The organism is Microbacterium sp. UBA1612, assembly GCF_002321605.1.
Taxonomy (GTDB): Bacteria; Actinomycetota; Actinomycetes; order Actinomycetales; family Microbacteriaceae; genus Microbacterium; species Microbacterium luteum.
The window spans coordinates 99,633-123,512 of the sequence record NZ_DCMW01000004.1 but is presented as its reverse complement, the minus strand read 5'-3'; the positions used below and the strand labels follow the sequence as shown (position 1 = coordinate 123,512).

At 68.9% G+C, this 23,880-nt stretch carries 27 protein-coding genes; 12 read left to right on the top strand and 15 right to left on the bottom strand.

Features of this window, described 5'->3' with window-relative positions; genetic code table 11:
• The first annotated feature begins 11 nt into the window (after positions 1 to 11).
• Both B3S45_RS02555 and ilvA read left to right on the top strand, forming a co-directional pair.
• Positions 12 to 1,208, top strand: coding sequence for an AI-2E family transporter (locus tag B3S45_RS02555; protein WP_071042875.1), 1,197 nt, complete (start codon positions 12 to 14; stop codon positions 1,206 to 1,208).
• A complete protein-coding gene (gene ilvA, locus B3S45_RS02550; protein ID WP_071042876.1) occupies positions 1,205 to 2,431 on the top strand; it encodes a threonine ammonia-lyase in 1,227 nt (408 codons plus the stop codon). The genes B3S45_RS02555 and ilvA overlap by 4 nt, the downstream gene beginning before the upstream one ends.
• 75 nt (positions 2,432 to 2,506) lie before the next feature.
• On the opposite strand, the gene greA is transcribed toward ilvA, so the two are convergent.
• Together greA and B3S45_RS02540 are read right to left on the bottom strand one after the other, a co-directional pair.
• Positions 2,507 to 2,998 carry a transcription elongation factor GreA gene (gene greA, locus B3S45_RS02545; protein ID WP_071042877.1) on the bottom strand — a complete coding sequence of 164 codons (492 nt, stop codon included), beginning with the start codon at positions 2,996 to 2,998 and terminating at the stop codon, positions 2,507 to 2,509.
• Between the two features lie 126 nt (positions 2,999 to 3,124).
• Positions 3,125 to 3,517: a DUF4307 domain-containing protein gene (locus tag B3S45_RS02540; RefSeq protein ID WP_194384958.1), complete on the bottom strand. Its 393-nt coding sequence runs from the start codon at positions 3,515 to 3,517 to the stop codon at positions 3,125 to 3,127.
• A gap of 65 nt (positions 3,518 to 3,582) precedes the next feature.
• On the opposite strand from B3S45_RS02540, the gene B3S45_RS02535 reads away from it, so the two are divergent.
• Positions 3,583 to 3,891: a hypothetical protein gene (locus tag B3S45_RS02535; protein WP_071042879.1), complete on the top strand. Its 309-nt coding sequence runs from the start codon at positions 3,583 to 3,585 to the stop codon at positions 3,889 to 3,891.
• A gap of 10 nt (positions 3,892 to 3,901) precedes the next feature.
• Here B3S45_RS02535 and trhA read toward each other — a convergent pair whose 3' ends face one another.
• Entirely contained in the window at positions 3,902 to 4,594 is a 693-nt protein-coding gene (trhA, locus tag B3S45_RS02530) for a PAQR family membrane homeostasis protein TrhA (protein WP_083336367.1), read from the bottom strand.
• A 140-nt stretch (positions 4,595 to 4,734) separates the two neighbouring features.
• Between trhA and B3S45_RS02525 the strand changes: the two genes are divergently transcribed.
• Together B3S45_RS02525 and B3S45_RS02520 are read left to right on the top strand one after the other, a co-directional pair.
• Positions 4,735 to 5,505 carry an isoprenyl transferase gene (locus B3S45_RS02525; RefSeq protein ID WP_194385469.1) on the top strand — a complete coding sequence of 257 codons (771 nt, stop codon included), beginning with the start codon at positions 4,735 to 4,737 and terminating at the stop codon, positions 5,503 to 5,505.
• 227 nt (positions 5,506 to 5,732) lie between these two features.
• Complete coding sequence (locus B3S45_RS02520) at positions 5,733 to 7,088, top strand: PhoH family protein (protein ID WP_071042882.1); 1,356 nt, start codon at positions 5,733 to 5,735, stop codon at positions 7,086 to 7,088.
• 137 nt (positions 7,089 to 7,225) lie between these two features.
• Here the strand turns inward: B3S45_RS02520 and B3S45_RS02515 are convergent, their stop codons facing one another.
• Genes B3S45_RS02515 through xseA form a run of 7 tightly spaced genes read right to left on the bottom strand, consistent with a single transcriptional unit; the run spans position 7,226 to position 13,697 of the window.
• Positions 7,226 to 7,882: a response regulator transcription factor gene (locus B3S45_RS02515; protein ID WP_071042883.1), complete on the bottom strand. Its 657-nt coding sequence runs from the start codon at positions 7,880 to 7,882 to the stop codon at positions 7,226 to 7,228.
• Complete coding sequence (locus B3S45_RS02510) at positions 7,879 to 9,387, bottom strand: sensor histidine kinase (protein WP_071042884.1); 1,509 nt, start codon at positions 9,385 to 9,387, stop codon at positions 7,879 to 7,881. The genes B3S45_RS02515 and B3S45_RS02510 overlap by 4 nt, the downstream gene beginning before the upstream one ends.
• Positions 9,388 to 9,425: 38 nt before the next feature.
• Complete coding sequence (locus tag B3S45_RS02505; protein ID WP_194384959.1) at positions 9,426 to 10,820, bottom strand: class II fumarate hydratase; 1,395 nt, start codon at positions 10,818 to 10,820, stop codon at positions 9,426 to 9,428.
• Positions 10,821 to 10,850: 30 nt separating this feature from the next.
• Positions 10,851 to 11,450 (bottom strand): carbonic anhydrase, encoded by a 600-nt coding sequence (locus B3S45_RS02500; protein ID WP_083336368.1) that lies wholly within the window; start codon positions 11,448 to 11,450, stop codon positions 10,851 to 10,853.
• Positions 11,451 to 11,482: 32 nt separating this feature from the next.
• A complete protein-coding gene (locus B3S45_RS02495; protein ID WP_194384960.1) occupies positions 11,483 to 12,121 on the bottom strand; it encodes a DUF4245 family protein in 639 nt (212 codons plus the stop codon).
• Positions 12,121 to 12,372 (bottom strand): exodeoxyribonuclease VII small subunit, encoded by a 252-nt coding sequence (locus B3S45_RS02490; protein WP_071042888.1) that lies wholly within the window; start codon positions 12,370 to 12,372, stop codon positions 12,121 to 12,123. Before B3S45_RS02490 ends, B3S45_RS02495 begins: the two co-directional genes overlap by 1 nt.
• Entirely contained in the window at positions 12,369 to 13,697 is a 1,329-nt protein-coding gene (xseA, locus tag B3S45_RS02485; protein ID WP_071042889.1) for an exodeoxyribonuclease VII large subunit, read from the bottom strand. The genes B3S45_RS02490 and xseA overlap by 4 nt, the downstream gene beginning before the upstream one ends.
• A gap of 103 nt (positions 13,698 to 13,800) precedes the next feature.
• Between xseA and B3S45_RS02480 the strand changes: the two genes are divergently transcribed.
• Both B3S45_RS02480 and B3S45_RS02475 read left to right on the top strand, forming a co-directional pair.
• Positions 13,801 to 14,823 carry a 4-hydroxy-3-methylbut-2-enyl diphosphate reductase gene (locus B3S45_RS02480; RefSeq protein WP_286717212.1) on the top strand — a complete coding sequence of 341 codons (1,023 nt, stop codon included), beginning with the start codon at positions 13,801 to 13,803 and terminating at the stop codon, positions 14,821 to 14,823.
• On the top strand, positions 14,820 to 15,407 hold the full coding sequence (locus tag B3S45_RS02475) for a DUF6264 family protein (RefSeq protein ID WP_194384961.1): 588 nt from the start codon (positions 14,820 to 14,822) through the stop codon (positions 15,405 to 15,407). Before B3S45_RS02480 ends, B3S45_RS02475 begins: the two co-directional genes overlap by 4 nt.
• A gap of 247 nt (positions 15,408 to 15,654) precedes the next feature.
• On the opposite strand, the gene fbaA is transcribed toward B3S45_RS02475, so the two are convergent.
• A complete protein-coding gene (gene fbaA / locus B3S45_RS02470) occupies positions 15,655 to 16,686 on the bottom strand; it encodes a class II fructose-bisphosphate aldolase (protein ID WP_286717181.1) in 1,032 nt (343 codons plus the stop codon).
• Between the two features lie 203 nt (positions 16,687 to 16,889).
• On the opposite strand from fbaA, the gene glpX reads away from it, so the two are divergent.
• Together glpX and B3S45_RS02460 are read left to right on the top strand one after the other, a co-directional pair.
• Positions 16,890 to 17,879, top strand: coding sequence for a class II fructose-bisphosphatase (gene glpX / locus B3S45_RS02465; RefSeq protein ID WP_071042894.1), 990 nt, complete (start codon positions 16,890 to 16,892; stop codon positions 17,877 to 17,879).
• A gap of 138 nt (positions 17,880 to 18,017) precedes the next feature.
• Positions 18,018 to 18,224: a UDP-N-acetylmuramyl pentapeptide phosphotransferase gene (locus B3S45_RS02460; protein WP_071042895.1), complete on the top strand. Its 207-nt coding sequence runs from the start codon at positions 18,018 to 18,020 to the stop codon at positions 18,222 to 18,224.
• Position 18,225: 1 nt separating this feature from the next.
• Here the strand turns inward: B3S45_RS02460 and B3S45_RS02455 are convergent, their stop codons facing one another.
• A complete protein-coding gene (locus tag B3S45_RS02455) occupies positions 18,226 to 19,557 on the bottom strand; it encodes a DNA recombination protein RmuC (RefSeq protein WP_071042896.1) in 1,332 nt (443 codons plus the stop codon).
• Positions 19,558 to 19,668: 111 nt separating this feature from the next.
• Positions 19,669 to 20,277 (bottom strand): exonuclease domain-containing protein, encoded by a 609-nt coding sequence (locus B3S45_RS02450; RefSeq protein WP_071043357.1) that lies wholly within the window; start codon positions 20,275 to 20,277, stop codon positions 19,669 to 19,671.
• Positions 20,278 to 20,341: 64 nt separating this feature from the next.
• Between B3S45_RS02450 and ychF the strand changes: the two genes are divergently transcribed.
• Positions 20,342 to 21,415 carry a redox-regulated ATPase YchF gene (gene ychF / locus B3S45_RS02445; RefSeq protein ID WP_071042897.1) on the top strand — a complete coding sequence of 358 codons (1,074 nt, stop codon included), beginning with the start codon at positions 20,342 to 20,344 and terminating at the stop codon, positions 21,413 to 21,415.
• 21 nt (positions 21,416 to 21,436) lie between these two features.
• Here the strand turns inward: ychF and B3S45_RS02440 are convergent, their stop codons facing one another.
• Positions 21,437 to 21,742 carry a hypothetical protein gene (locus B3S45_RS02440; protein WP_071042898.1) on the bottom strand — a complete coding sequence of 102 codons (306 nt, stop codon included), beginning with the start codon at positions 21,740 to 21,742 and terminating at the stop codon, positions 21,437 to 21,439.
• Between the two features lie 219 nt (positions 21,743 to 21,961).
• Here B3S45_RS02440 and B3S45_RS02435 point away from each other — a divergent pair, with 219 nt between their 5' ends.
• Positions 21,962 to 22,378, top strand: coding sequence for an arsenate reductase ArsC (locus B3S45_RS02435; protein ID WP_071042899.1), 417 nt, complete (start codon positions 21,962 to 21,964; stop codon positions 22,376 to 22,378).
• Between the two features lie 54 nt (positions 22,379 to 22,432).
• On the opposite strand, the gene B3S45_RS02430 is transcribed toward B3S45_RS02435, so the two are convergent.
• Positions 22,433 to 22,933 (bottom strand): GNAT family N-acetyltransferase, encoded by a 501-nt coding sequence (locus B3S45_RS02430; RefSeq protein WP_071042900.1) that lies wholly within the window; start codon positions 22,931 to 22,933, stop codon positions 22,433 to 22,435.
• Between the two features lie 57 nt (positions 22,934 to 22,990).
• Here B3S45_RS02430 and B3S45_RS02425 point away from each other — a divergent pair, with 57 nt between their 5' ends.
• Complete coding sequence (locus B3S45_RS02425) at positions 22,991 to 23,875, top strand: metalloregulator ArsR/SmtB family transcription factor (RefSeq protein WP_075807064.1); 885 nt, start codon at positions 22,991 to 22,993, stop codon at positions 23,873 to 23,875.
• Positions 23,876 to 23,880 lie beyond the last annotated feature (5 nt).

The window sequence follows — 23,880 nt, the reverse complement described above, 5'->3', positions numbered from 1 at the left end:
AGACTGGCGTGATGAGCGGTCCAGACGACACGTCCCGTGGCTCGTTCTTCTCCGCACTGCGCGATCGCACCCGCATCGTCTCGGGAGAGCTGAGCGAGCAGGTTCCGCGTGGGCTGCGTCTGACAGCGGAGTACGCGTGGCGCTTCCTGCTCATCGCCGCCGCGATCGGCGTGCTCATCTGGCTGATCATCCAGTTGAAGCTGCTGGTCATCCCCATGATGGTGGCCATCCTCGTGACGGCGCTGCTGTGGCCCTTCTTCTCCTGGATGATCCGGCACCGCTTCCCGCGCTGGATCGCCATCGTCATCGCGCTCCTGGGCACCTTCGCCGTCGTCGCCGGCCTCGTGTGGCTGGTGACCTGGCAGATCTCGCGCGAGTGGCCGTCGGTGCAGCAGCGTACCGTCGAAGCGGTGGGGGAGGTGCGGGACTATCTCGTTCAGGGTCCCCTGCACCTGACGGAGCGGCAGATCGACGATCTCCTCACCCAGGCGGGAACATTCCTGCAGCAGCAGGCCGAACTGCTCTGGTCGGGAGCTCTCGCCATCGGCACGACCGTCGGACACGTGGCGACCGGTGCCCTCCTGGCCGTCTTCATCCTCATCACGCTGCTCGCCGACGGCGCCGGCATCTGGCGCTGGACCACGAAGCTGTTCCCGAAGCGCACGCGCGCGGCCGTCGACGGAGCCGCCAGGGCGGGGTGGGTCACCGTCATCAACTACGCCCGCACCCAGCTGCTGGTCGCCACGATCGACGCCATCGGCATCGGAGTCGGCGCCGCGCTCCTCGGGGTGCCGCTGGCGATCCCCATCGGCGTGCTGGTGTTCCTCGGCGCGTTCATCCCGTTCGTCGGAGCCGTCGTGACCGGGGCTCTCGCGGTCTTCCTCGCGCTGGTCTACAGCGGTCCGTGGATCGCGCTGTGGATGCTCCTGGTCGTCCTCGGGGTGCAGCAGCTCGAGGGTCACGTGCTGCAGCCGCTGCTCATGGGGTCGGCGGTGAAGGTCCACCCGCTGGCGGTCGTCCTCGTCGTGGCCGGCGGTGCGATGATCGCCGGCATCCCGGGTGCTCTGTTCGCGGTGCCGCTGGCCGCGTTCGTCAACGTCGTCGCGGTCTATCTTGGCGAGCGCGCCTGGGAGACCGGCGCCGATCCGCGTGTGACGGCGGATCTGATCTGGACCACCGTCCCGAGAACGAGGAGGACGCGCGCGTGAGCGCCCCCACCATCGAAGACTTCGCCGATGCCGCCGCCACCCTGGACGGCGTGATCACCCGCACCCCGACGGACCGCTCGCAGTTCCTCTCCGACCTGCTCGGCGTGCCGGTGCATCTCAAGCTCGAGAACCTGCAGCGCACCGGGTCGTTCAAGATCCGCGGTGCCACCTACCGTCTGTCGCGCCTGAGCGAGAAGGAGCGCGAACGCGGTGTCGTCGCCGCCTCGGCGGGCAACCATGCGCAGGGGGTCGCGCTCGCGGCGCAGACCCTGGGCATCCCCGCGACCATCTTCATGCCGCTGGGCGTGCCGGTCCCGAAGCTCCTCGCCACCCGTGGCTATGGCGCCGACGTCGTGCTCGAAGGGGCCACCGTCGAGACTCCACTGCGCCTGGCCGCCGAGTACGCCGAGCGGACCGGCGCCGTGCTCATCCACCCCTTCGACCACCGAGACGTGATCGTCGGCCAGGGAACGCTCGGGATCGAGCTCTACGACGAGGTTCCCGATCTCGAGACGGTCGTGCTCGGCATCGGCGGCGGCGGCCTCCTCGCCGGCGTCGCTGCGGCCGTGAAGGCGCGTGCGGCGGCCGACGGTCGGCGCGTTCGCATCGTCGGCGTCCAGGCGGAGAATTCCGCCGCGTATCCCTCGTCGATGGCGGCGGGCAAGCCCCTCGAGGTCGCAACGCGACCCACGATCGCCGACGGGATCGCCGTCGCGCGACCGGGGGACCTGCCGTTCGAGATCATCCACGACCTCGTCGACGAGGTCGTCACCGTGACGGAGGACGACATCGCGCGCGCACTGCTGGTGCTGCTCGAGCGCGCGAAGCAGGTCGTCGAGCCGGCGGGCGCCGTCGGTGTCGCGGCGATGCTCGCGGGCAAAGTCACCGCGACCGGCACCACCGTGACGGTGCTTTCCGGCGGCAACATCGATCCGCTGCTGCTGCAGCGCGTCGTCGCACACGGGCTCGCGGCCTCGGGGCGCTACATGAGCCTGCGGATTCCGCTGCCCGACCGGCCCGGCCAGCTGGCCAAGGTGTCCGAGCTGCTGGCGCTCGCCGGGGCCAATGTCATCGAGGTGCTGCACACCCGTCACGGTCAGGGACTGCAGATCTCCGAGGTGATCCTTCAGCTCAGCGTCGAGACGCGCGGCGAGGAACACCGCGCACACGTCATCTCCACGCTCGAGCAGGCGGGATTCACCGCGACAGTCGTCCCCGATTGAACGCCGAACGGGCCGCATCCGCGCACACGCGCGAAGCGACCCGTTCGGGGCAGGCCGCTCGAGGCCGCCCGGGATTCACTGACCGTCGTACGTCTCGACCTTGACGATCTCGACGGCGATCTCCTTGCCGTTCGGGGCGGTGTACGACACCTTCTCGCCTTCCTTGCGGCCGAGGATGGCCTCGCCGAGCGGGGAGACCTCGCTGTACACGTCGAGCTCTGTGCCGCCGGCGATCTCGCGGTTTCCGAGCAGGAACGTCTCCTCGCCTCCGGCGATGACCGCGGTCACGACGGTTCCCGGCTCGACCACGCCGTGACTCTGGGGCGAGTCGCCGACCTTGGCGGACTTCAGCAGGGACTGGAGGGTGCGGATGCGCGCCTCCTGCTTGCCCTGCTCGTCCTTCGCGGCGTGATATCCGCCGTTCTCCTTGAGGTCGCCCTCTTCGCGTGCGGCCTCGATACGCTTGGCGATCTCCTCGCGACCGGTGGTCGAGAGGTGTTCGAGCTCGGCCGTCAGTCGGTCGTGCGCCTCCTGCGTGAGGAACGTCACCTGGGCATCGCTGGACACGTCACATCTCCTTCGGTTCGGATGGGACTGCTGGTTCGGACCGGACTGTCGAACGAGAATTCCGGTGCGGGTAACCGAAACGCCCCGGGCATCGGCCGGGGCGTCAGTCGTCTGTGTCTCGACAGACTACGTCACCCAGCACGTGTTGACAAAACCGGTGGTGGCTTCGCCGACGGTCGGGATGTCCTCCCGAACGGCGACCGAGTGCCGTTCGGACGCGGGGTACTGCACGATCTTCCATCCGACGACGCCGTGATCGGGATCCCGGGCCTCCAGGGCGCACGCCACGTCGCGCCCGGCGGGCGCGGCCATCTGGAAGCTGAGGGTCACCGAATGCTCGTCGACGACCTCGAACGCGACCGTCTCGACCTCCACGTCGTCGAGGACGTTGCTCACCGCACCCCAGGCGATCGCTCCGGCCAGGAGTGCACCGACGCCGATGGCGACACCGGCGACGACGCGTCGTCGCGCGGAAGGCGTGCGACCGTACCGGTCGTCGAGCTGCTCGGGGGTCGTCATGCGGCACTGCTCCGGAAGATTAGGCTGAAGACCAGGCTATGCGCTCCGGCGCGGATCGAGGAAACATGCACGATGCGCTCGTCGCTCTGGCGACCGCGACACCCACGCCGACCCCTGCCGAGCTCGTCGACCCGGATCTGGTGACGCCCGGCCCGTGGGGCTTCCTCGTGTTCGCACTCCTGGGCGTGGCGGTCATCGTGCTCATCACCGACATGCTGCGTCGCATCCGTCGAGGACGCATCCGGGCTGACATCGACGAGCAGCTCGACGCCGAGCAGGCGGCCGCCGACGCACGGGCCGGCGGGGAGCCCGCTGCACCCGATGAGGATGGCCCGGTGAGTAGCGGAGACGACCCGGCCGAGCCGCGCCGCTGACGCGGGGAGATCAGCCCGCGTGATAGGCGGGCTGCAGGGCGATGAGCAGGCACGCCGTCCAGTGGCACAGGAACGCCAGCACGGTGCAGACGTGGAAGATCTCGTGGAAGCCGAAGTGACCCGGCCACGGGTTGGGGCGCTTGAGCGCGTAGACCACGGCGCCTCCCGTGTACAGGAGGCCGCCGACGATCACGAGGATCATCATCGCCGGGTTGGCCGCGAAGAGGTCGACGATGTACATCACCGCGGCCCATCCGAGCACCAGGTACAGCGCGACGTACAGCCATCGCGGTGCGTCGATCCAGAAGACGCGGAACAGGATCCCGAGGATCGCCCCTCCCCACACGAGGGACAGCAGCAGCACGGACTTCGACGTCGGCAGTGCGAGCACGGCGATCGGCGTGTAGGTGCCGGCGATCAGAAGCAGGATGTTGGCGTGATCGATGCGCTTGAGCGTGGCGCGCATGGTCGGCTTCCACGAGAAGCGGTGGTACAGGGCCGAGTTGCCGAACAGCAGCAGCGACGTGGCCATGAACACCGCGGACGACCACTTCGCCGGTGCTCCCTGCGCGAGCACGATGAGAACGATGCCGGCGGCGATCGCGACGGGGAAGGTGCCGGCGTGGATCCACCCGCGCCAGCTGGGCTTCACCTCCGTCTGGGCGCTGAGGGCCGTCGCCTCGAGGAGGGGGAGCTCGGGCATCTTCGCGCCCTCGTCGGACACGATCGTGCGCTCTCGGCGGGCCATGATCCGAGCGTACGCGTCGGAGTATGCCGCCGGGCGCACGCGTCACCGGACCGTCTCGGCTTCGGGACCGGCGGTACGTTAGGGAGGTGACGCAGATGAAGCAGGGCAGGGGACCGCTCTATCGCCTGTACATCGGCCGGCTGCGCCGCAGTCTCACTCCGGAGACGGTGCCGCACCACGTCGCGATGATGATCGACGGCAACCGGAGGTGGGCGCGTCAGCTCGGATTCGACTCCGCCGCCCATGGGCACCGCGCCGGAGCGGCGAAGATGCGCGAGTTCCTGCGCTGGTGCGACGACATCGGCGTGAGGGTCGTCTCCCTGTACCTGCTCTCCAACGACAATCTGCGCAAGCGCGATTCCCAGGAGCTGTCCGATCTGGTGGAGATCATCGCGGAGCTGGCCGAAGGGCTCTCCCGGGAACGGGACTGGCGGGTGCAGCACGTGGGTCGATCCGAGAATCTGCCTCCGGACCTCGCTCGTGTGCTCGCGGACGCGCAGGCGCGCACGGTGGAGCATCGAGGTCTCCACGTGAACCTCGCCGTGGGGTACGGCGGGCGCGGCGAGATCGTCGACGCGGTTCGCAGCCTCATCTCCGCCCACCACCGCAGCGGCGGTTCGTTGGAGGATCTCGCGGAGAGCCTCACTCCGGAGCAGATCGGGGAGCACCTCTACACGGGCGGACAGCCCGATCCGGACCTGGTCATCCGCACGTCGGGCGAGCAGCGTCTCAGCGACTTCCTGCTGTGGCAGTCCGCGCACAGCGAGTTCTACTTCGTCGAAGCGCTCGGGCCCGACCTGCGCGAGGTGGACTTCCTGCGCGCGATGCGCGACTACGCAGAGCGCGATCGGCGCTACGGCAGCTGAACGGATGCGGCGTCACGTCGTCGCATCCAGGAATTCACTCCGGCGTAACGCGCGGACAGCGTGTCGGGATGGCGTGTCGCCGTTCGCGGTCGTAGCTTCAGAGCATCGGGCAAGGCGCCCGGTCGAGTCGGCCTCGAAGGATCGCGACTCGTGACCCACGGTCGACTCGAGTTCCCGGGTACCGGACCCGGAGCGGGGAGTGGGTTGTGACCGCACGAGCACCACACATGCAGCGCCGACAGGACGAGGGCACCGCGGGTCTGGGGGAGGCGATCCCCGACGACCAGGACCAGGCGCTTCGCACCTACGTGCTGGACACCTCGGTTCTGCTGAGCGATCCACGGGCCATCTCGCGGTTCGCCGAGCACAATGTCGTCATCCCGGTTGTGGTGATCTCCGAGCTGGAGGGGAAGCGCCACGATCCCGAGATCGGCTACTTCGCCCGGCAGGCGCTGCGCCTCCTCGACGACCTGCGCACCGATCACGGCCGGCTGGATTTCCCGATCCCGATCGGTGAGGGAGGCACGCTGCGTGTCGAGCTCAACAACACCGACGCCGCGGTGCTCCCGTCCGGTATGCGGATGGGCGACAACGACTCCCGCATCCTCGCGGTGGCGATGCACCTGTCACAGGACGGCACCGAGGTGGTGGTCGTCTCCAAAGACATGCCCATGCGGGTGAAGGCCGCCTCGCTCGGCATCAGCTCGGAGGAATACCTCGCCGAGCAGGCCGTCGACTCCGGGTGGACCGGCATCGCCTCGATCGACGTCTCCGGCGATGACATCAGCGACCTCTACGAGAGCGAAGTGGCCGTCAGCGACGACGTCGTGGGCCTCCCGGTGAACACGGGCTTGATCATCCACTCCGAACGCGGCTCCGCACTCGGGAGGGTGACCGGAGACGGCTCCTACCGGCTGGTGCGCGGTGACCGGGACATGTTCGGCCTGCACGGTCGATCGGCCGAGCAGCGCATCGCGATCGACCTGCTGATGGATCCCGACGTGGGGATCGTCTCGCTCGGTGGCCGCGCCGGCACGGGCAAGTCCGCTCTCGCGCTGTGCGCGGGCCTGGAGTCCGTCCTGGAACGTCAGCAGCAGAAGAAGATCATCGTCTTCCGGCCGCTCTACGCCGTCGGCGGGCAGGAGCTGGGCTACCTGCCGGGCGATCAGGGCGAGAAGATGAATCCGTGGGGTCAGGCCGTCTTCGACACCCTCGGTTCCATCGTCTCGTCGAACGTCTTCGACGAGGTGGTCGAGCGCGGGCTCCTGGAGGTGCTGCCGCTGACCCACATCCGCGGTCGCTCGCTGCACGATGCGTTCGTGATCGTCGACGAAGCCCAGTCTCTGGAGCGCAATGTGCTGCTGACGGTGCTCAGCCGGATCGGGCAGAACTCCCGCGTCGTGCTCACCCACGACGTCGGGCAGCGTGACAACCTGCGCGTCGGGCGCCACGATGGCGTCGCGTCCGTGATCGAGACGCTGAAGGGTCACGACCTCTTCGGACACGTCACGCTCACGCGTTCGGAGCGCTCGGCCATCGCCGCGCTCGTGACGGAGCTGCTGGAAGCAGGGGAGCTGTCCTGACGGACATGAGAGGACTCTCATCGGCCTTTCCTCCGGCTCTCATCTGAGAGCGAGAGCATGGAAGATGCCACGGTCCCCCCGCCTGGCATCTCAGCCCCCGGCGCCCCGCGACGCCGGGGGCTCTTCCGTGCCGGTGGCTATTCCCACCGGTAGCCCGCGCCGCGCACGGTGGCGATGTGGTGGGCGCCGAGCTTGCCGCGGAGGTAGCGCACGTAGACGTCGACGACGTTGGAGCCCGGGTCGAAATCGAGTCCCCAGACCCGGCTGAGGAGCTGCTCGCGGCTCAGCACGTGACCGGGACTGCGCAGGAATTGCTCGGCGAGCGCGAACTCCCGCGCCGACAGTTCGACCTCTCGGCCGCCCACAGTCGCCCGGCGACCGAGGATGTCGAGGGTCACGTCGCCGTGGGACACCGACGTGCCGGCGGGTGCGGCGTGTTCGCGCAGCCGCGAACGGATGCGTGCGAGGAGCTCGTCGAAGGTGAACGGCTTCGGGACGTAGTCGTTCGCGCCGGCGTCGAGTCCGTCGACGGTGTCGCGTGTGCTCGAGCGCGCCGTGAGCATGATGACCGGAACCGCCGAGCCGTGGCCGCGGAGGCGGCGAAGCACCTCGAACCCGTCCATGGACGGCAGGCCGACGTCCAGCAGTACGAGCGCCACATCGTCGTCGAGCGCCCGGGCGAGCCCCTCGGCACCGTCTTCGACGACGGCCGTCGCGTAGCCGGCCGATTCCAGGCCGCGCCCCACGAACGAGGCGATGCGCGGTTCGTCTTCGATGATGAGGATCAGGGTCACGACGAGGCCTCTCTCTGGAGCACGTCTCCGGCGCGCACGGGGGCAGGCAGCTCGGAGGTCGGGGACGGCAGGTGGATCGTGAAGGTCGCGCCGCCGCCGGACGTGTCGGTCACGACGCATCGACCCCCGTGGCCCTTCGCGATCGCATCGACGATCGCCAGGCCCAGTCCCGAGCCTCCCACGGCGCGGGATCCGTGGGCGCGATCGAAGCGCCGGAAGATGCGGTGACGCTGCGCGCGGGGGATCCCCGGCCCGTGATCGCGGACCCACAGGCGAGCACCCGACGGCTCGAGGGTGCTTCCGATCTCGATCGGGGTGCCTTCGGGGGTGTACTTGGCGGCGTTGTCGGCGAGCTGCAGCCACGCCTGCAGGAGTCGATCCTTGTCGCCGACGACCTTCCCCCGCGCCGTGTGCTCGATCTGCCAGTGGTGGCCGGGGATGACGGCGACGAGTTCGCCGACGCGTGCGGTGAGGACCGCGAGGCTGACGGGTTTCATCTCGAGCTCGTCGCCTTCGACGGTCGCGAGGAGATCGATGTCGCTGACCAGGCGGGTCATGCGGTCGAGCTCGGCGATACCGATGTCGCGCGTCGCGACGACGTCGTCCCGGTCGTCCGGGTTCATGACCTCCAGGTGCCCGCGCACGATCGTGATCGGCGTCTTCAGTTCGTGCCGCACATCGTCCAGGAGCTGACGCTGCACATCGACCGAGCCTTCGAGGCGATCGAGCATCTCGTTGACGGTGCGCGTCATGTCCGAGATGTCGTCGTTGCCCTGCGGACTCAGGCGGGGTGACAGGTCAGCCAGGGTGATGACGCCGGCGGCATCCCGCAGGTGCCGGATGGGGGAGAGCAGCCGTCCGGCCACGAACCACGCGACGAAGCCGATCGCGACGACCACGGCGAGCGCGACGACGCCGAAGGTGATCATCGAGGCGATCACGGGCTGCAGCTCGGCGTCGAGGTTGACGGCACGCACGTAGATTCCCGACGAGGAATCCTCGTCGAGCTCGACGGGGATCGCGATGTATCGCAGTGTGCCGCGCTCCGTGGACACGGTGCCCAGGACGGTGCGGTCGGATTCGTCGACCGCAGCCACGACGGCGTCGACGAGTTCGCTGTCGTCGGCGATGTCGAACCCCGACAGCGTCGTGGGGCGATACTGCACCTCGCCGTCGACGATCGCGGCGGAGCCCTCGTTCCGCGCCGGCACGAGGCGGGCGACCGCGGTCTGCAGGTATTCCTCGACCGAGGCGAAGTCCTCCAGCACGAGGTCGTCGTCGCCGCCGTCGGATGCCGGAGCCCCGGCGCTCTCGTCGGTGGTGACGGCCACCGTGCGCAGCTGCTCGACCTGCGTGCGCAAGCGCTCGTCGACGGTGGTCAGCGTGCGTTCCCGCTGCGCGAGGAACGTGACGCTGCCGACGACGATCAGCCCCACCGCGGCGACGGCGACGATCGCGCCGAGGATGCGCGCTCTCGCCGACAGGGGGCGTGGCAGGGACGACATCCCTCGATTATCGCGCCGAGGGGTGCCGGCGGTCACGATCAGCCCGGATGCGTCATCGAGAGCAGGTCGAGCTTCTCGTCGAGCTGCTCCAGCGTGATCTCACCGCGGTCGACGTAGCCCAGCGAGATGACGGCCTCCCGCACGGTGATCCCTTCGGCGACGGAGTGCTTGGCGATCTTCGCCGCCGCTTCGTAGCCGATGATCTTGTTCAGGGGTGTGACGATCGACGGCGACATGCCCGCGAAGGCGGCGGCCCGCTCGATGTTGGCCTCGAGGCCGTCGATGGTCTTGTCCGCGAGGACGCGGCTGACGTTGGCCAGGAGCGAGATCGACTCGAGAAGAGCCGTCCCCATGACCGGGATGGCGACGTTGAGCTCGAACGAGCCGGTGCCGCCGGCCCACGCGATGGTGGCGTCGTTCCCGATCACCCGTGCGCAGACCATGAGCGTCGCCTCGGGGATCACGGGGTTGACCTTGCCGGGCATGATCGATGATCCCGGCTGCAGGTCGGGGATGTGCAGTTCCCCGAGACCGGTGTTGGGTCCGGATCCCATCCACCGCAGATCGTTGTTGATCTTGGTCAGCGACACGGCCACGGTGCGAAGCGCACCCGATGCCTCGACGAGGGCGTCGCGCGCGCCCTGCGCTTCGAAGTGATCCTTGGCCTCGGTGATCGGCAGTTCGGTGTCGGCCACGATGAGTTCGAGGACTTTCTGCGGAAAGCCCAGCGGGGTGTTGATGCCGGTGCCGGTCGCGGTGCCGCCCAGCGGCACCTCGGCCACGCGGGGGATGACCGCCTGCACCCGCTCGATGCCGAGGCGGATCTGGCGCGCATAGCCGCCGAACTCCTGACCGAGGGTGACCGGCGTCGCATCCATCAGGTGCGTCCGACCCGACTTCACGACGTCCTTCCACTGCTCGGCCTTGGCCTCGAGGGCCACCGCGAGGTGATCGAGTCCCGGGATGAGGTCGTCGATGATCTCCTGCGTCGCGGCGATGTGCACCGAGGTGGGGAACACGTCGTTGGAGGACTGCGAGGCGTTGACGTGGTCGTTCGGGTGAACGGGGGAGCCGAGCGCGCGCGTCGCGAGCGTGGCGAGCACCTCGTTCATGTTCATGTTCGAGCTGGTGCCGCTGCCGGTCTGGTACACGTCGATCGGGAACTGGTCGGCGTGCGACCCCGCGATGACCTCGTCGGCGGCACCCGCGATCGCATCGGCGATCGCACCGTCGAGTGTGCCGAGCTCCTTGTTGGCCAGCGCCGCGGCCTTCTTGATGCGCGCCAGGGCGACGATCTGCGCCGGGTCGAGCGGGTCGCCCGAGATCGGAAAGTTCTCCACGGCGCGCTGGGTCTGCGCGGCGTAGAGCGCATTCTTGGGCACGCGCACCTCGCCCATGGTGTCGTGCTCGATGCGGTACTCGGTGTCGGTCACGTCGTCGTTCCTCCCGTTTCTCAGAGTCGTTCAGGCGTCGGCGTCGACGACGCCCACGGTGATGTCGGGCACGGCGGTGCCCTCGGACAAGCGGTAGTTCGCCCCGACGATCGCCAGGCGCCCGGCGGCGACGGCGTCGCTGATCAGCTCGCTCGAGTGCAGCAGCTCGCCGACCGTGTCGCGGAGATGTTCGCGACCGACCTCTTCGGGGTTGAGCGGCTCGCCCGGATGCTGCTGCTGGAGACGACGCGCCGCGGGAACGATCGGCGCGACCTGTCGCCAGATGCGCGGGGGCAGGGGTGCCGCGTCGGCGGCGGTGCTGTCCATGGCCGCCCTGACGGCGCCGCACGCGTCGTGGCCGAGCACGACGATCAGCGGCACCTCGAGCACCGCGACGGCGTATTCCAGGCTCCCCACGACCGAGTCCGAGATCACCTGGCCGGCGTTTCGCACGACGAAGAGATCGCCGAGGCCCTGGTCGAAGATGATCTCCGCGGACAGGCGGGAGTCCGAGCATCCGAACAGCGCCGCGACCGGCTTCTGTGCCGCGGCGAGCTCGTGACGACGCTCGACATCCTGCCGCGGATGCTGCGGCTCGCCCGCGACGAACCGGCCGTTGCCGGTCGCCATGTCGGTCCAGGCCTGGGCGGGGGTGGGTGCGCTCACGATGCCTCCTGCAGCTCGCGGATCTGGTCGGCGACGCTCTCGGCGGCCTGCGTGAGGCTCGCCTCGTCGGTGTCGCCGTAGATGAGGACGGTGTCGGCACCGGCGGCCACCGCCAGCCCCTGGGTGATGTTGCCCTCTTCGCCGGAGGTGCCGACGTCGTAGCGATCCCAGGTGATGCCGTCGATGGTGACGGTGTCTTCGATCTCGGCGCCGCGGAGGACGCGGGAGGCCCAGGCGGCGTCCGCGTCGAATCCCTGCTCGATGCGGACGTAACCCTGCGCCGATTCCGGAACGTACACGATGGTCCATGCGCGGACGGTGTCGTCGCTCTCGACGACGGCGCTGTTCACTCGCCAGGTTTCGGGCAGCTCCGGCACGATCAGGTCGTCGTCTCCGCCCGATTCGATGGTGGCGGCGGTCTCGGCCACGTCGATCTCGGTCGCCGGCAGCTGTCCACGCGGCACGGCGAGGATGATCACGGCCACGATGCCGAGCGTGACGAGCAGGGCGACGACGAGGTTGCGGACGGTCTTGCTCGACCGGTAGGCGGCGGATGACGCCGCCTTGCGCGCGGCGGTCTCATCAGGGGTCTCCGGGCGCCCGAGCTCGGCGACGACGCGGGGCTGCTTGGCCATCACGCGGTGGCGCCGGAGGGAGCGTCGGCGTCTTCCGAACGGGAGCGGGCCTCGTCGAGGCGACGCTTGGCCCCCAGCAGCCACTGCTCGCACCGGTCGGCGAGGGCTTCCCCGCGCTCCCACAGCTGCAGCGACTCCTCCAGGGTCGGAGCGCCCTGCTCGAGTTGGGCGACGACCCGCACGAGTTCGTCGCGCGCGTCTTCGAAGGAGAGCCCCTCGACATCCGTGCCGGGTGCGCTCGTCTCGGTCATGGTTCCATCCTAGGTGTCGTCCGTTCGTCACTCGTCGCGGCATCGGCGGGGTGCCCGCCCGTGATCTCGCCGTCGGATCGTGCCGCGAAGGCTCCTCGGCCGACGGTCACAACCACCGGACTGCCCGCGGGTGCCTGGGCCGCGTCGCGGACGATCTCACCGCTGTCGAGATGGGCGATCGCGTACCCGCGGGCGAGCGTGGACGCCGGGGAGAGGGCCCGGAGCGAGGCGCGCAGCTCCGCGGCGCGGCGGTGCTGCGCATCCAGGAGTCGTTCGACGATCTCGCGACCGCGCGCCACCTCCACCCAGAGGTGGTGCGACCGGGACTCGAGCATCGTCTGCGGTGTGCGGAGCACGGGGCGCGAACGCAGATGTTCGAGCTGGCTGATGTCGTGCGAGACCCGCTGGGTGAGTCGGCCGGTCAGCCGCGCGCGCAGGTGGGTCACGAGAGCTCGCTGCTCCGCGACGTCCGGCACGACGCGCTTGGCCGCATCCGTCGGTGTGGATGCGCGAAGGTCGGCGACGTCGTCCAGGAGCGGGCGATCGTTCTCGTGGCCGATCGCGCTCACGATCGGCGTCGCCGCCGCTGCGACGGCACGCAGCAGGCGTTCGTCGCTGAATCCGAGGAGCGTCTGCGGATCTCCGCCGCCGCGGGCGATGATGATCACGTCGACGTCGGGGTCCGCGTCGAGAGTGCGCAGGGCGGCGATCGTCTCGGGCACGCACCGGTCGCCCTGCACGGCGGCATGGCGGGTGCGGAACCTCACCTGCGGCCATCGCAGCTCGGCGTTGCGGTGCACGTCCTTCTCCGCGTCGGACCGTTCGCCCGTGATGAGTCCGATGACGTGCGGGAGGAAGGGGAGCGGCTTCTTCCGCTCCGGGTCGAACAGCCCCTCGGCGCGAAGCTGGGCTCGGAGCTTCTCGATCCTCTCGAGCTGCTCGCCGAGACCCACCTGTCGCAGGGAGGACACGGCGAAGCTGAAGTCGCCGGACCGGGGGAAGTAGTCCGCCTTGACGCACGCGACCACGTGATCGCCCACGGAGAAATCCCCCCGCATCCGCTGCCGGGTCGAGGACCACAGTCGTACCGAGACGGTCGAGTCGGTCGCGAGGTCCTTGATGCGCCCGAAGACGTTGCCGCCGCGCACGTTCCAGCTGGTGATCTCGCCTTCGACCCAGACCGACCCCCACCGCTCGATGAACCCGCGGATGGTGTCGTTGAGGCGACCGACCGAGGTCGGTGTGGTGGGAGAAGAATCCCGCGGCGCGACCGAGTCGGGCGGGGGCGCCTGTCCCGGCATCGATTCGGCCGCGAAGGAGGTCATCGGGTCCTTTCTGGGTGCTGAGCACCTGTTCAGGCCGCAACCGTAGACTTGAGGGGTGACCACGACCGCGCCCGCAGTGTCCGTCAGCCTGCCGGCTCCCCGTGTGCCGGGACGGCGAGACCGGCTCCAGGATATCCCCGTCGTCGGACACAAACGTGTGCTCCTGGCCGCTCCCCGTGGATACTGCGCGGGTGTGGATCGTGCGGTCGTGGCTGTCGAGAAGGCCCTCGACCGGTACGGCGCCCCCGTCTACGTGCGCAAGCAGATCGTGCACAACCGGCACGTCGTGAGCGAGCTGGAGCGGCGGGGTGCGGTCTTCGTCGACGAGGTCGACGAGGTTCCCGAGGGCGCACACGTGGTCTTCAGTGCCCACGGTGTCTCCCCGGCGGTCGTCTCGTCCGCCGACGCCCGCGGGCTCCAGGCCATCGACGCCACGTGTCCGCTGGTGACCAAGGTGCACCGCGAGGCGGTGCGGTTCGCTCGCGACGACTATGAGATCCTCTTGATCGGCCATGACGGCCACGAAGAGGTCGAGGGCACAGCCGGCGAGGCGCCCGACCACGTCACGGTGGTGAATTCGCCGGAGGCCGCCACGACGGTCGCGGTCAAGGACCCGACGAAGGTGGTGTGGCTGTCGCAGACGACGTTGTCGGTCGACGAGACGATGGAGACGGTCCGCCGGCTGCGTGAGCGGTTCCCGCAGCTGCAGGACCCCCCGTCGGATGACATCTGCTACGCGACGCAGAACCGGCAGGTCGCGATCAAGAAGGTCGCGGTCGGCGCCGACCTCGTGATCGTCGTGGGATCGGCGAACTCGTCCAACTCGGTGCGCCTGGTGGAGGTCGCCCTGGAATACGGGGCGAAGGCCGCATACCGGGTGGACTACGCCGACGAAGTGCGACAGGAGTGGCTCGAAGGCGTCGAGACCGTCGGTGTGACCAGCGGCGCATCCGTGCCCGAGGTGCTCGTCGCGCAGGTGCTCGAAGATCTCGCCCATGCCGGCTACCGCGACGTCGAAGAAGTGCGCACCGCGGAGGAGGATCTGATCTTCTCGCTGCCGAAGGAACTGCGCGGCGACGACTCCGCCCGACGCGGCGGGCGGGCGACGACGGGATCCGGAGCATGAGCGAGCCGAACACGGAGGGCGCGCGCCCTCGTCCCCAGTACGGCGAGTACGCGAGCACCGAGGAGCAGCGTCGTCGTATCCAGCAGCCCGATGCCACGTGGGCGCTCGAGAGCGGGCAGCAGCTGGACCAGAACCCCGCGCAGCAGCACAGTCCGGCGGAGGCGGCCCCGCTCGCGGATGACACCGCCGAGACGGACCTGACGCGGCGGCGACGGGTGGCTGATCGCGTCATCACGATCGGCCTGCTCGTGTACGGGCTCTTCAACGTCTTCACCAGCATCCCGCTGTTCACCGACTACAGCGCGTACGCGGCGAGCCTCTTCGAGATGATGGGGCTGCAGGCGACCCTCAGCGACCCGGAGGGGGCGCGCGCGTGGGGATTCGCCGCCGCGGTCGTTCTCGGCCTCGGGTGGTTGCTGACCGCCGTGGTGTCGTGGATGAGCATGCGGCGCGGGCGGATCAGCTGGTGGATCCCGCTCGTCGGCGCCCTCGTCTTCTCCTTCGCCAGCGGCATCCTGCTCACCGTGCCGCTGTTCCTGGACCCGGGCGTGTGGGACGTGCTCGTTTCCGGCGCGAGCAGCTGATTCACCCTCGGCTCTCGCCACGCGCCGCAGGTTTCCTCCCTCCCGCCGGTGTCCTCCCTCCTGCAGGCGTCCTCCCTCCTGCAGGCGTCCTCCCTGCGGCGGGCACCAACTCAGGCTGAGTGCGGGATCGGTGGCGCCCAGGGCCTCCCAACGCCCGCTGAGCCTGACTTCGTGCACGCCGAGGCCGACGAGACGAAGGCGAATGGCCCCGCCACCCGAAGGTGACGGGGCCATTCGTGGAGCGGCGTCAGGCTCCGAGGCTCTTGCCGTGCGAGCCCAGCTGCTGCGTCGCGGCGACGACGCGTGCCGCCATCGCTGTCTCGGCGACCTTGCCCCAGGCGCGCGGGTCGTACTGCTTCTTGTTGCCGACCTCGCCGTCGACCTTCAGCACGCCCTCGTAGTTGGAGAGCATGTAGCCGGCGACGGCGCGCGTGAACGCGTACTGCGTGTCGGTGTCGATGTTCATCTTCACGACTCCGTTGGCGACTGCGAGGGCGATTTCCTCGTCGGTCGAGCCGCTGCCGCCATGGAAGACGAGGTCCAGCGGCTTGGCGTCGGTACCGAAGGTCGCGGCGATCCCTTCCTGGACCTCGCCGAGGAGTTCGGGGCGGAGCTTGACGTTGCCCGGCTTGTACACACCGTGCACGTTGCCGAAGGTGAGCGCCGAGATGTAGCGGCCCTTCTCGCCGAGGCCGAGGGTCTCGACGGCCTTCGTGACGTCCGCGACGGTCGTGTAGAGCGCCTCGTTGGAGCCCTCGTGCTTCACGCCGTCCTCCTCGCCGCCGACGACGCCGATCTCGACCTCGAGGATCGAGTTGATGTTCTTCATGCGGGGGAGCAGGTCTGCGGCGATCTCGATGTTCTCGTCCAGCGGCACCGCCGAGCCGTCCCACATGTGCGACTGGAAGATCGGCTCGCCACCGGCCTTCACCTGCTCCTCGGAAGCCTCCAGCAGCGGCAGGACGAAGGTCGGCAGGGCATCCTTCGGGCAGTGGTCGGTGTGGAGGGCCACGGTGATCGGGTAGCTCTTGGCGACCTCGGTCACGTACCGGGCGAACGCGAGTGCGCCGGCGGCGCGGTTCTTCACCGTGTGACCGGCGAAGTAGTCAGCTCCACCCGTGGTCACCTGCAGGATGCCGTCCGAACCGGCCTCGGTGAGACCCTGCAGCACGGCGTTGATGGTCTGCGAGCTGGAGACGTTGATCGCGGGGTACGCGAATCCGCCCGCCTTCGCGCGGTCCAGCATGTCGGCGTACTGATCGGGAGTGGCGACGGGCATGGGTGCTCCTTCGTGACGGGGTCGACACTTCGAGTGTATCGATCCGGTCGAGGCCGTCGGAGGCCGGCTCCGGGCGTCAAGATCGCCCGGTCCCGCGCGATGGGATGCGCGAATTGCGCCACTGCGAAAGAACTGTCATTCCTTCGCCGTTGCCCCTCGTGATTTCCCGCGATCTTCAGGAGCACGCTGGATAGAGTCGACCCATGGTGAGTCTTACCGGCGATATGAGCCCCCTGCACCCCGACCGGAACCTGGCTCTCGAGCTCGTGCGCGCAACGGAGGCGGCGTCGATCCGCGCGGTGCCGTTCATCGGCCGCGGCGCCAAAGAAGCGGCCGACGGCGCGGCCGTGGATGCGATGCGGGCGTTCCTGACCACCGTCAACTTCGATGGCACGATCGTCATCGGCGAGGGCGAGAAGGACAACGCGCCGATGCTGTTCAACGGCGAGCGCGTCGGAAACGGTCGTGGTCCGCAGTGCGACGTGGCTGTCGACCCGATCGACGGCACATCGCTGACGGCCGCCGGGCGCAACAACGCCCTCTCCGTCATCGCGGTCGCCGACCGCGGCTCGATGCTCGACGCGTCGAGCGTGTTCTACATGGACAAGCTCGTGACCGGCCCCGCCGGCGTCGGAGTGGTCGACATCCGGCTTCCCATCGGCGAGAACATCCGCCTCCTCGCGGGCGCGCTCGGCAAGCCCGTCGAGGAGATGGTCGTCTCGGTGCTCCACCGACCTCGTCACGAGAAGCTCATCGACGAGATCCGCGAGGCGGGGGCGGGAACGCGTCTCATGAGCGACGGCGACGTCGCCGGCGGCATCAACGCCGCCCGTCACAACGCGCGCACGGACATGTGCGTGGGTGTCGGCGGCAGCCCCGAGGGCATCGTCACCGCGTGTGCCATCAAGGCCCTGGGCGGGCACATCCAGGGCCGGCTGTGGCCGCGCGACGACGACGAGAAGCAGAAGGGCATCGATGCCGGTCTGCAGTTCGGCGACCACGTGTACGAAGCCGACGAGATGGTCAAGGGAAAGAACACGATCTTCGTCGCGACGGGTGTGACCGACGGCCAGCTCGTGGCGGGCGTTCGCCGAGAGGGCGGCTACGTCTACACCGAGAGCGTCGTGCTGCGTGGCGCCTCGGGCACCCTGCGCCGTATCTCGTCGGAGCATCTCACCTCGAAGTGGCTGTGAGCCGGCTCTCGGCCGAGACGGCCGGACGGGCGGCGAGATCGTGATGGGTATGTGACAAGGCTCTCAGCATCGCTGTGGGAGACTGGGGGCGTCCGTCAGAGGAGACGCCGAACCTTCAACCCAGCGAGGGAGAACTCGATGTCCGCCACCAGCGGAACCACCACGCAGACCGGCGCGCAGGCCGTCGTCGCCGACGCGACCGATCCCGCCCGTCGACCGGATGTGCTCTTCCGGGTGCGACGCGAAGAGGGTCAGCAGCCGTCGGCGTGGTGGATGATCGGTGCCTTCGTCGGTGTCTCGGCGGCGGTGATCGTGCTGCTCAGCTTCGTGCCCGGCGGCGCCTGAGCTAACGCGCGCTCTCCTCGTCGCGCGACGACTGCGCAGAGGCCCCGGACGCGTCACCATCCGCTGTGGGCGTATCGAGCCGGAATCGAAGCGCTCCGATGTCTGCGCCCTGAGCGGGAAGCAGCTCGGGGGCGACGACTCGTCGCGGGCTGCTCTCGATCGGCGCGGGCGCCGTCGCGGAGTCCAGCTTCGTCTCATCGATGCCGGGGAATCGACGGGCCGTCACCAGGACGCGTGACTCGAGGGACCCGATGAGGCCGTTGTAGCTGTCGATCGTCCGCTCGATCGCGCGACGGAGATCGTCTGCGTGCCCGGACAGCGTCGAAAGTCGCGCGTACAGCTCGTTGCCGAGATCGAACAGGGTGCGCGCCTCTTCGGAGACGTTCTGCTGGGTCCACGTGAAGGCGACCGTCTTGAGCACCGCCCAGAGGTTGACCGGGGAAGCCAGGGCGACGCGTCGACCGAACGCGTACTCGAGCAGGCTCGGATCGGCTTCCAGCGCCGCGGCGAGCAGCGCTTCGCTCGGGATGAAGCACACGACGAACTCGGGACTGGCCGACAATCCCGCCCAGTACTGTTTCTTCGCGAGAGCGTCGACGTGCGAGCGAACCGCCTTCACGTGCTTGCGGAGGAGGCTCTCGCGGCGCGCAGCGTCGTCTCCGGTGGCGGTGAACGGAATCGCGCTCGCCTCGAGGTAGGCATCCAGGGGGACCTTCGCGTCGATGGCGATCGCCTTCTCGCCGGGCAGGCGCACGACCATATCGGGTCGGCCGGCGCCGGCATCGGAGTGCACGGATGCCTGCAGGTCGAAGTCGACGTATCGCGTGAGCCCGGCTGCCTCGACGACGCGTCGCAGCTGCGTCTCTCCCCAGACGCCGCGGGTGCTCCCCGAACGCAGTGCGCCCGCGAGCGCCTCCGTGGTCGCTCGCAACTGCTCGTCGGATTCGTGCGACCGTCGCAGCTGCTCGGCGAGAGCGCCGAACTGGTGGTGCCGGTCCCGTTCCAGCTCATCGACCTTGCCCTGCATGGTCTGCAGAGTCTCGTGCACCGGCGAAAGGGCGCGGAGAATCGCCTGCTCTCGGCGCTCGCGATCGTCGCGCGCCGCGAGGTCGGATCGCGCCTGGGACGCCAGCTCCCGATACAGCAGCTGCTGGTGATCGAGTTGCGCCTGCACCCCCTGCCGCGCGGCGTTCGCGGCGGCGACCTGGGCGCGCAGGTCGGCGATCTGCGTGTGCGAACGCGTCGCGGCTCGCGCCCCGCCGGCGGCCCAGCCGGCCAGAAGGCCCGCGAACAGTGCCGCGACGGCGAGGAGGGGAAGGAGCATCGTGTCCATGCCGACACTCTCTCGCAGACCTCCGACACCGCCTCTCTCGGCACGCGCCGGCGCGTTGAAGCGGCGTCCCGACCGACGGGGCCGCCGTCCCGGCCAGGCCGGCGCGATCGATCAGGCGGCGACGACGGCGGATGCCGCGCGACCTGCCGTGGCCGGTGCGATCTGCGAGACCCTCACCCCGGTCGCCTCCGCGAGGGCCACGATGTCGGCGGCGCCGGCACGGCGCGCGGCATCCACCATCACGTGCGCGCAGGCGAGCGCGTCGGCAGTGGCGTTGTGGTGCGCGAAGGAGGCGAAACCGGCCTCGGCGGCGACGAACGGCAGGCGATACGACTCGAGCGAGTACACCCGGCGGGCCACCTGAAGGCTGCAGGCGTACCGATAGGGCGGGCACTCGTCACCGGTCGCCTCGCATGCGCGCTTGATGACGGCCATGTCGAAGCCGGCGTTGTGGGCGACGAGGATGTCCTCGCCCACGAACGAGGCGATGTCCGAGAGCTGCTCGGTCCACGTCGCCGCATCCGCAACGTCCCGGGCTTGGATTCCGTGGATGCGGGTGTTCAGTTCGAAGAACGCATCGTGACCGACAGGTGGCCTGATCAGCCATCCGGTCTTCGCCACGACCTCTCCGGCGCGCACACGGACGAGTCCGACGGCGCAGGCCGATGCGCTGCTGGAATTCGCCGTCTCGAAGTCGATCGCCGTGAAATCCAGTGACACGTCGACAGCATCGCGTGCGAGCGGCGTCTTCTCGCGCAGGCGCGCCGCCCTAGACTGGACTCCCGTGGCTCTCACCATCGGAATCGTCGGACTCCCGAATGTCGGCAAGTCGACCCTCTTCAACGCGCTGACCAAGAACCAGGTGCTCGCGGCGAACTATCCGTTCGCCACGATCGAGCCCAACGTCGGGGTGGTGAGTCTGCCCGATCCGCGCCTGGCCCGCCTGGCCGAGATCTTCTCCAGCGAGCGGGTGCTGCCGGCGACGGTGTCGTTCGTGGACATCGCCGGCATCGTGCGGGGCGCGAGCGAAGGGGAGGGTCTGGGCAACCAGTTCCTCGCGAACATCCGTGAAGCCGATGCCATCGCGCAGGTCGTTCGCGGCTTCGCGGACGACGATGTCGTTCACGTGGACGGCGAGGTGAATCCCGCGAGCGACATGGAGACGATCAACGCCGAGCTTCAGCTGGCCGACCTGCAGACGCTCGAGAAGGCGATCCCGCGGTTCGAGAAGGAGGTCAGGGGCAAGAAGACCGATCCTGCCGTGCTGGCCGCGGCCGTCGCCGCCAAGGATGCCTTGGACGCGGGGACCCTTCTCTCCGGAGCGGGCCTCGACCTCGAGCCCATCAAGGAGCTCGGGCTGCTCACATCGAAGCCCTTCATCTTCGTCTTCAACGTCGACGAGGCCGTGCTCACGGACGATGCGCGCAAGGCCGAGCTCGCGGCGTTGGTCGCCCCCGCTCAGGCCGTGTTCCTCGATGCCAAGATCGAGTCCGAGTTGATCGACCTCGACGCCGCGGACGCCGCGGAACTGCTGGCCGCGACCGGTCAGGAAGAATCGGGCCTCGACCAGCTCGCCCGCATCGGATTCGACACCCTCGGCCTGCAGACGTACCTCACGGCCGGGCCGAAGGAGGCGCGCGCCTGGACGATCCCGCAGGGCGCGAAGGCTCCGCAGGCGGCGGGCGTCATCCACACCGACTTCGAGAAGGGCTTCATCAAGGCGGAGGTCATCTCGTTCGACGACCTCGTCGCGTGCGGTTCGGTCCTGGAGGCTCGCTCTCGCGGAAAGGCCCGCCTCGAGGGCAAGGAATACGTCATGCGCGACGGCGACGTGGTGGAGTTCCGCTTCAACAACTGAGCCCGTGCCCGCAGTCGGATCTCACGCGAGATCAGGCAGACGAAGCCAGGGTGAGGATGCGGTGAACCGCATCGTCTCCGCGCCGACGGGGAGCATGGCGATCTCGGCAAGGGATGCGTCGATGTCGAGCAGGTGATGCGTGTGCGTGGTTCCCCAGCACTCGGGATCGTGATCGACGCCGCCGCAGGAGAAGGACCAGCCGTCGGGTCCGTGCACGACGTAGCGCACCGAGCGCTCCTGTCGGAAGAGGTGGCAACAGGCGACGGCGTAGACATCGAAACCTCTCGGCATCGGTGTCGGACGGTTGCTGTTCGTGGATGAGGACATGGGCGTGCTCCGATCGTCGGGAGAGGGGCACGCTCTCGATGTGATTCCGAGGCTATGTCGGGCCCCCGACATCGCCGTCGGAGTGAACGCGCACAGCGCAGACTGGACGAAGCATAGATAACCATCTATGCTTTTGCTCAGCAGCTACGACCGCTGTGGCGTCGGCTTCCCCCGGCACCGCCCCTCGATCTTGTGTTCTCCATCCGTGAAGGAGCCGTCATGACCGGCAAGCCGTCTGTCCTCTTCGTGTGTGTCCACAATGCCGGCCGTTCGCAGATGGCGGCCGGGTTCCTCGAGGAGCTCGGCGCCGGTCGCGTCGATGTGCTCTCGGCGGGATCGGCGCCGAAGAACGAGATCAATCCCGTCGCGGTGGCGGCGATGGCCGAAGAGGGCATCGACATTGCGGGCAACTCCCCGAAGGTGCTGACGGTCGACGCCGTGAAGGAGTCCGATGTCGTGATCACGATGGGCTGCGGCGACGCGTGCCCCATCTTCCCCGGGAAGCGCTACGAGGACTGGCAGCTCGACGACCCGGCCGGCCAGGGAATCGAGGCGGTGCGCCCCATCCGCGACGAGATCCGGGGCCGTGTCGAGGCCCTTCTCGCCGACCTGCTCGCCGAAGAGGGTGCGGCATGACCGGTACGCAGGGCCAGGGTGTTGCGCGGTCCGGTCACTCCGAGGCGAGTGCGGTCACTCCGAGGCGAGTGCTGCCAGAGCCTCACCGGTCAGCCGCTGCGTGGTCCATTCCTTCATCGGGATGGCTCCCAACCCGCGGTAGAAGGCGATCGACGGCGCATTCCAGTCCAAGACGGTCCACTCCAGGCGGGAGTAGCCCCGCGCGCGGCACTCGTGAGCGAGAGCCGCGATGAGGGCTTTCCCGTATCCCCGGCCACGCTCGGTCTCCTCGACGAAGAGATCCTCGAGCCAGATGCCGTGCGTCCCGGTCCACGTGGAGTACGTGAGGAACCACACGGCGATCCCGACGATCCGACCTTGGCGCTCCACGACGTGGGCGAAGACCTTCGGTGCTGCGCCGAAGAACCGGTCGGTGATCATCTCGACGGTGTTCTCGACGGCATCGGGTTCGCGCTCGTAGGCCGCGAGGCGTCGGATGCTGTCGAGAAGCCCCTGTTCGTCACCGGGCTGGGCCGGCCGGAGGACGGCGTCGTGGGGGAGAAGGCGCGGAGTCACGAGGTCAGCGTATCCGTCTCGCCACCGATCGCCGGAGCGAGAGATAGACTCACATCTATGCATGCGGCTGCGAATGAGCGACGCCTGACGGCGCTCGGGGATCCCACACGCTCCCGCATCCTGCGCCTCATCCGGGATTCCCACGACGGGCGCGCGCTGGTCGGAGAGCTGGCAGCGACCCTCGGACTGACGCAGCCCACGATCAGCCACCACATGAAGGCGCTGCTCGCCGAGGGATTCCTCGTGCGCAAGCCGGAAGGCCGTCGCGTCTGGTACGCGATTCATCCGGACGAAGACGACAGGATCGCGGCGTTCCTCGGGCAGAAGATCGGGCCGGAGCCGGACACAGCTCGCATCGTCGCGGACCTCACCACGAGATTCCGTGGCGTCTTCGGCGTCGAGACGATCCGATCGGTCGTGACCGACAGCCTTGTCCGCCTGCGCGGCGACGACACGGCGGCGCCGTTTCTCGCGTCGCGCACGGCAGCGTTCGCCTCATCGCGGCTCGAAGCCTTGGCGCGCGCCGACGCGGGCCCCGACGACACGCCGCATGTGCTCTTCGTGTGCGTGCAGAACGCCGGGCGGTCCCAGCTCGCGGCGGGAATTCTGCGTCACCTCGCCGGCGACCGGCTCCGCGTCGCGACTGCGGGTTCGCAGCCGGCCACGGAGGTGCGTTCGAGCATCATCGCTGCGCTCGATGAGATCGGCATTCCGGCCACGGGAGACTTCCCCAAGCCGCTCACGGAAGAGGCGGTGCGCGCTGCCAGCGTCGTCATCACGATGGGATGCGGTGACGCGTGTCCCGTGCTTCCCGGGCGACGATATCTCGACTGGGATCTCGAAGACCCGGCGGGGCTGCCGCCGGCCGGCGTGCGGGCGATCCGCGATGACATCGACCGTCGCGTGCGCGCGCTCTACAGCGAATTGGTGCCGGCCGCGTGATCCGA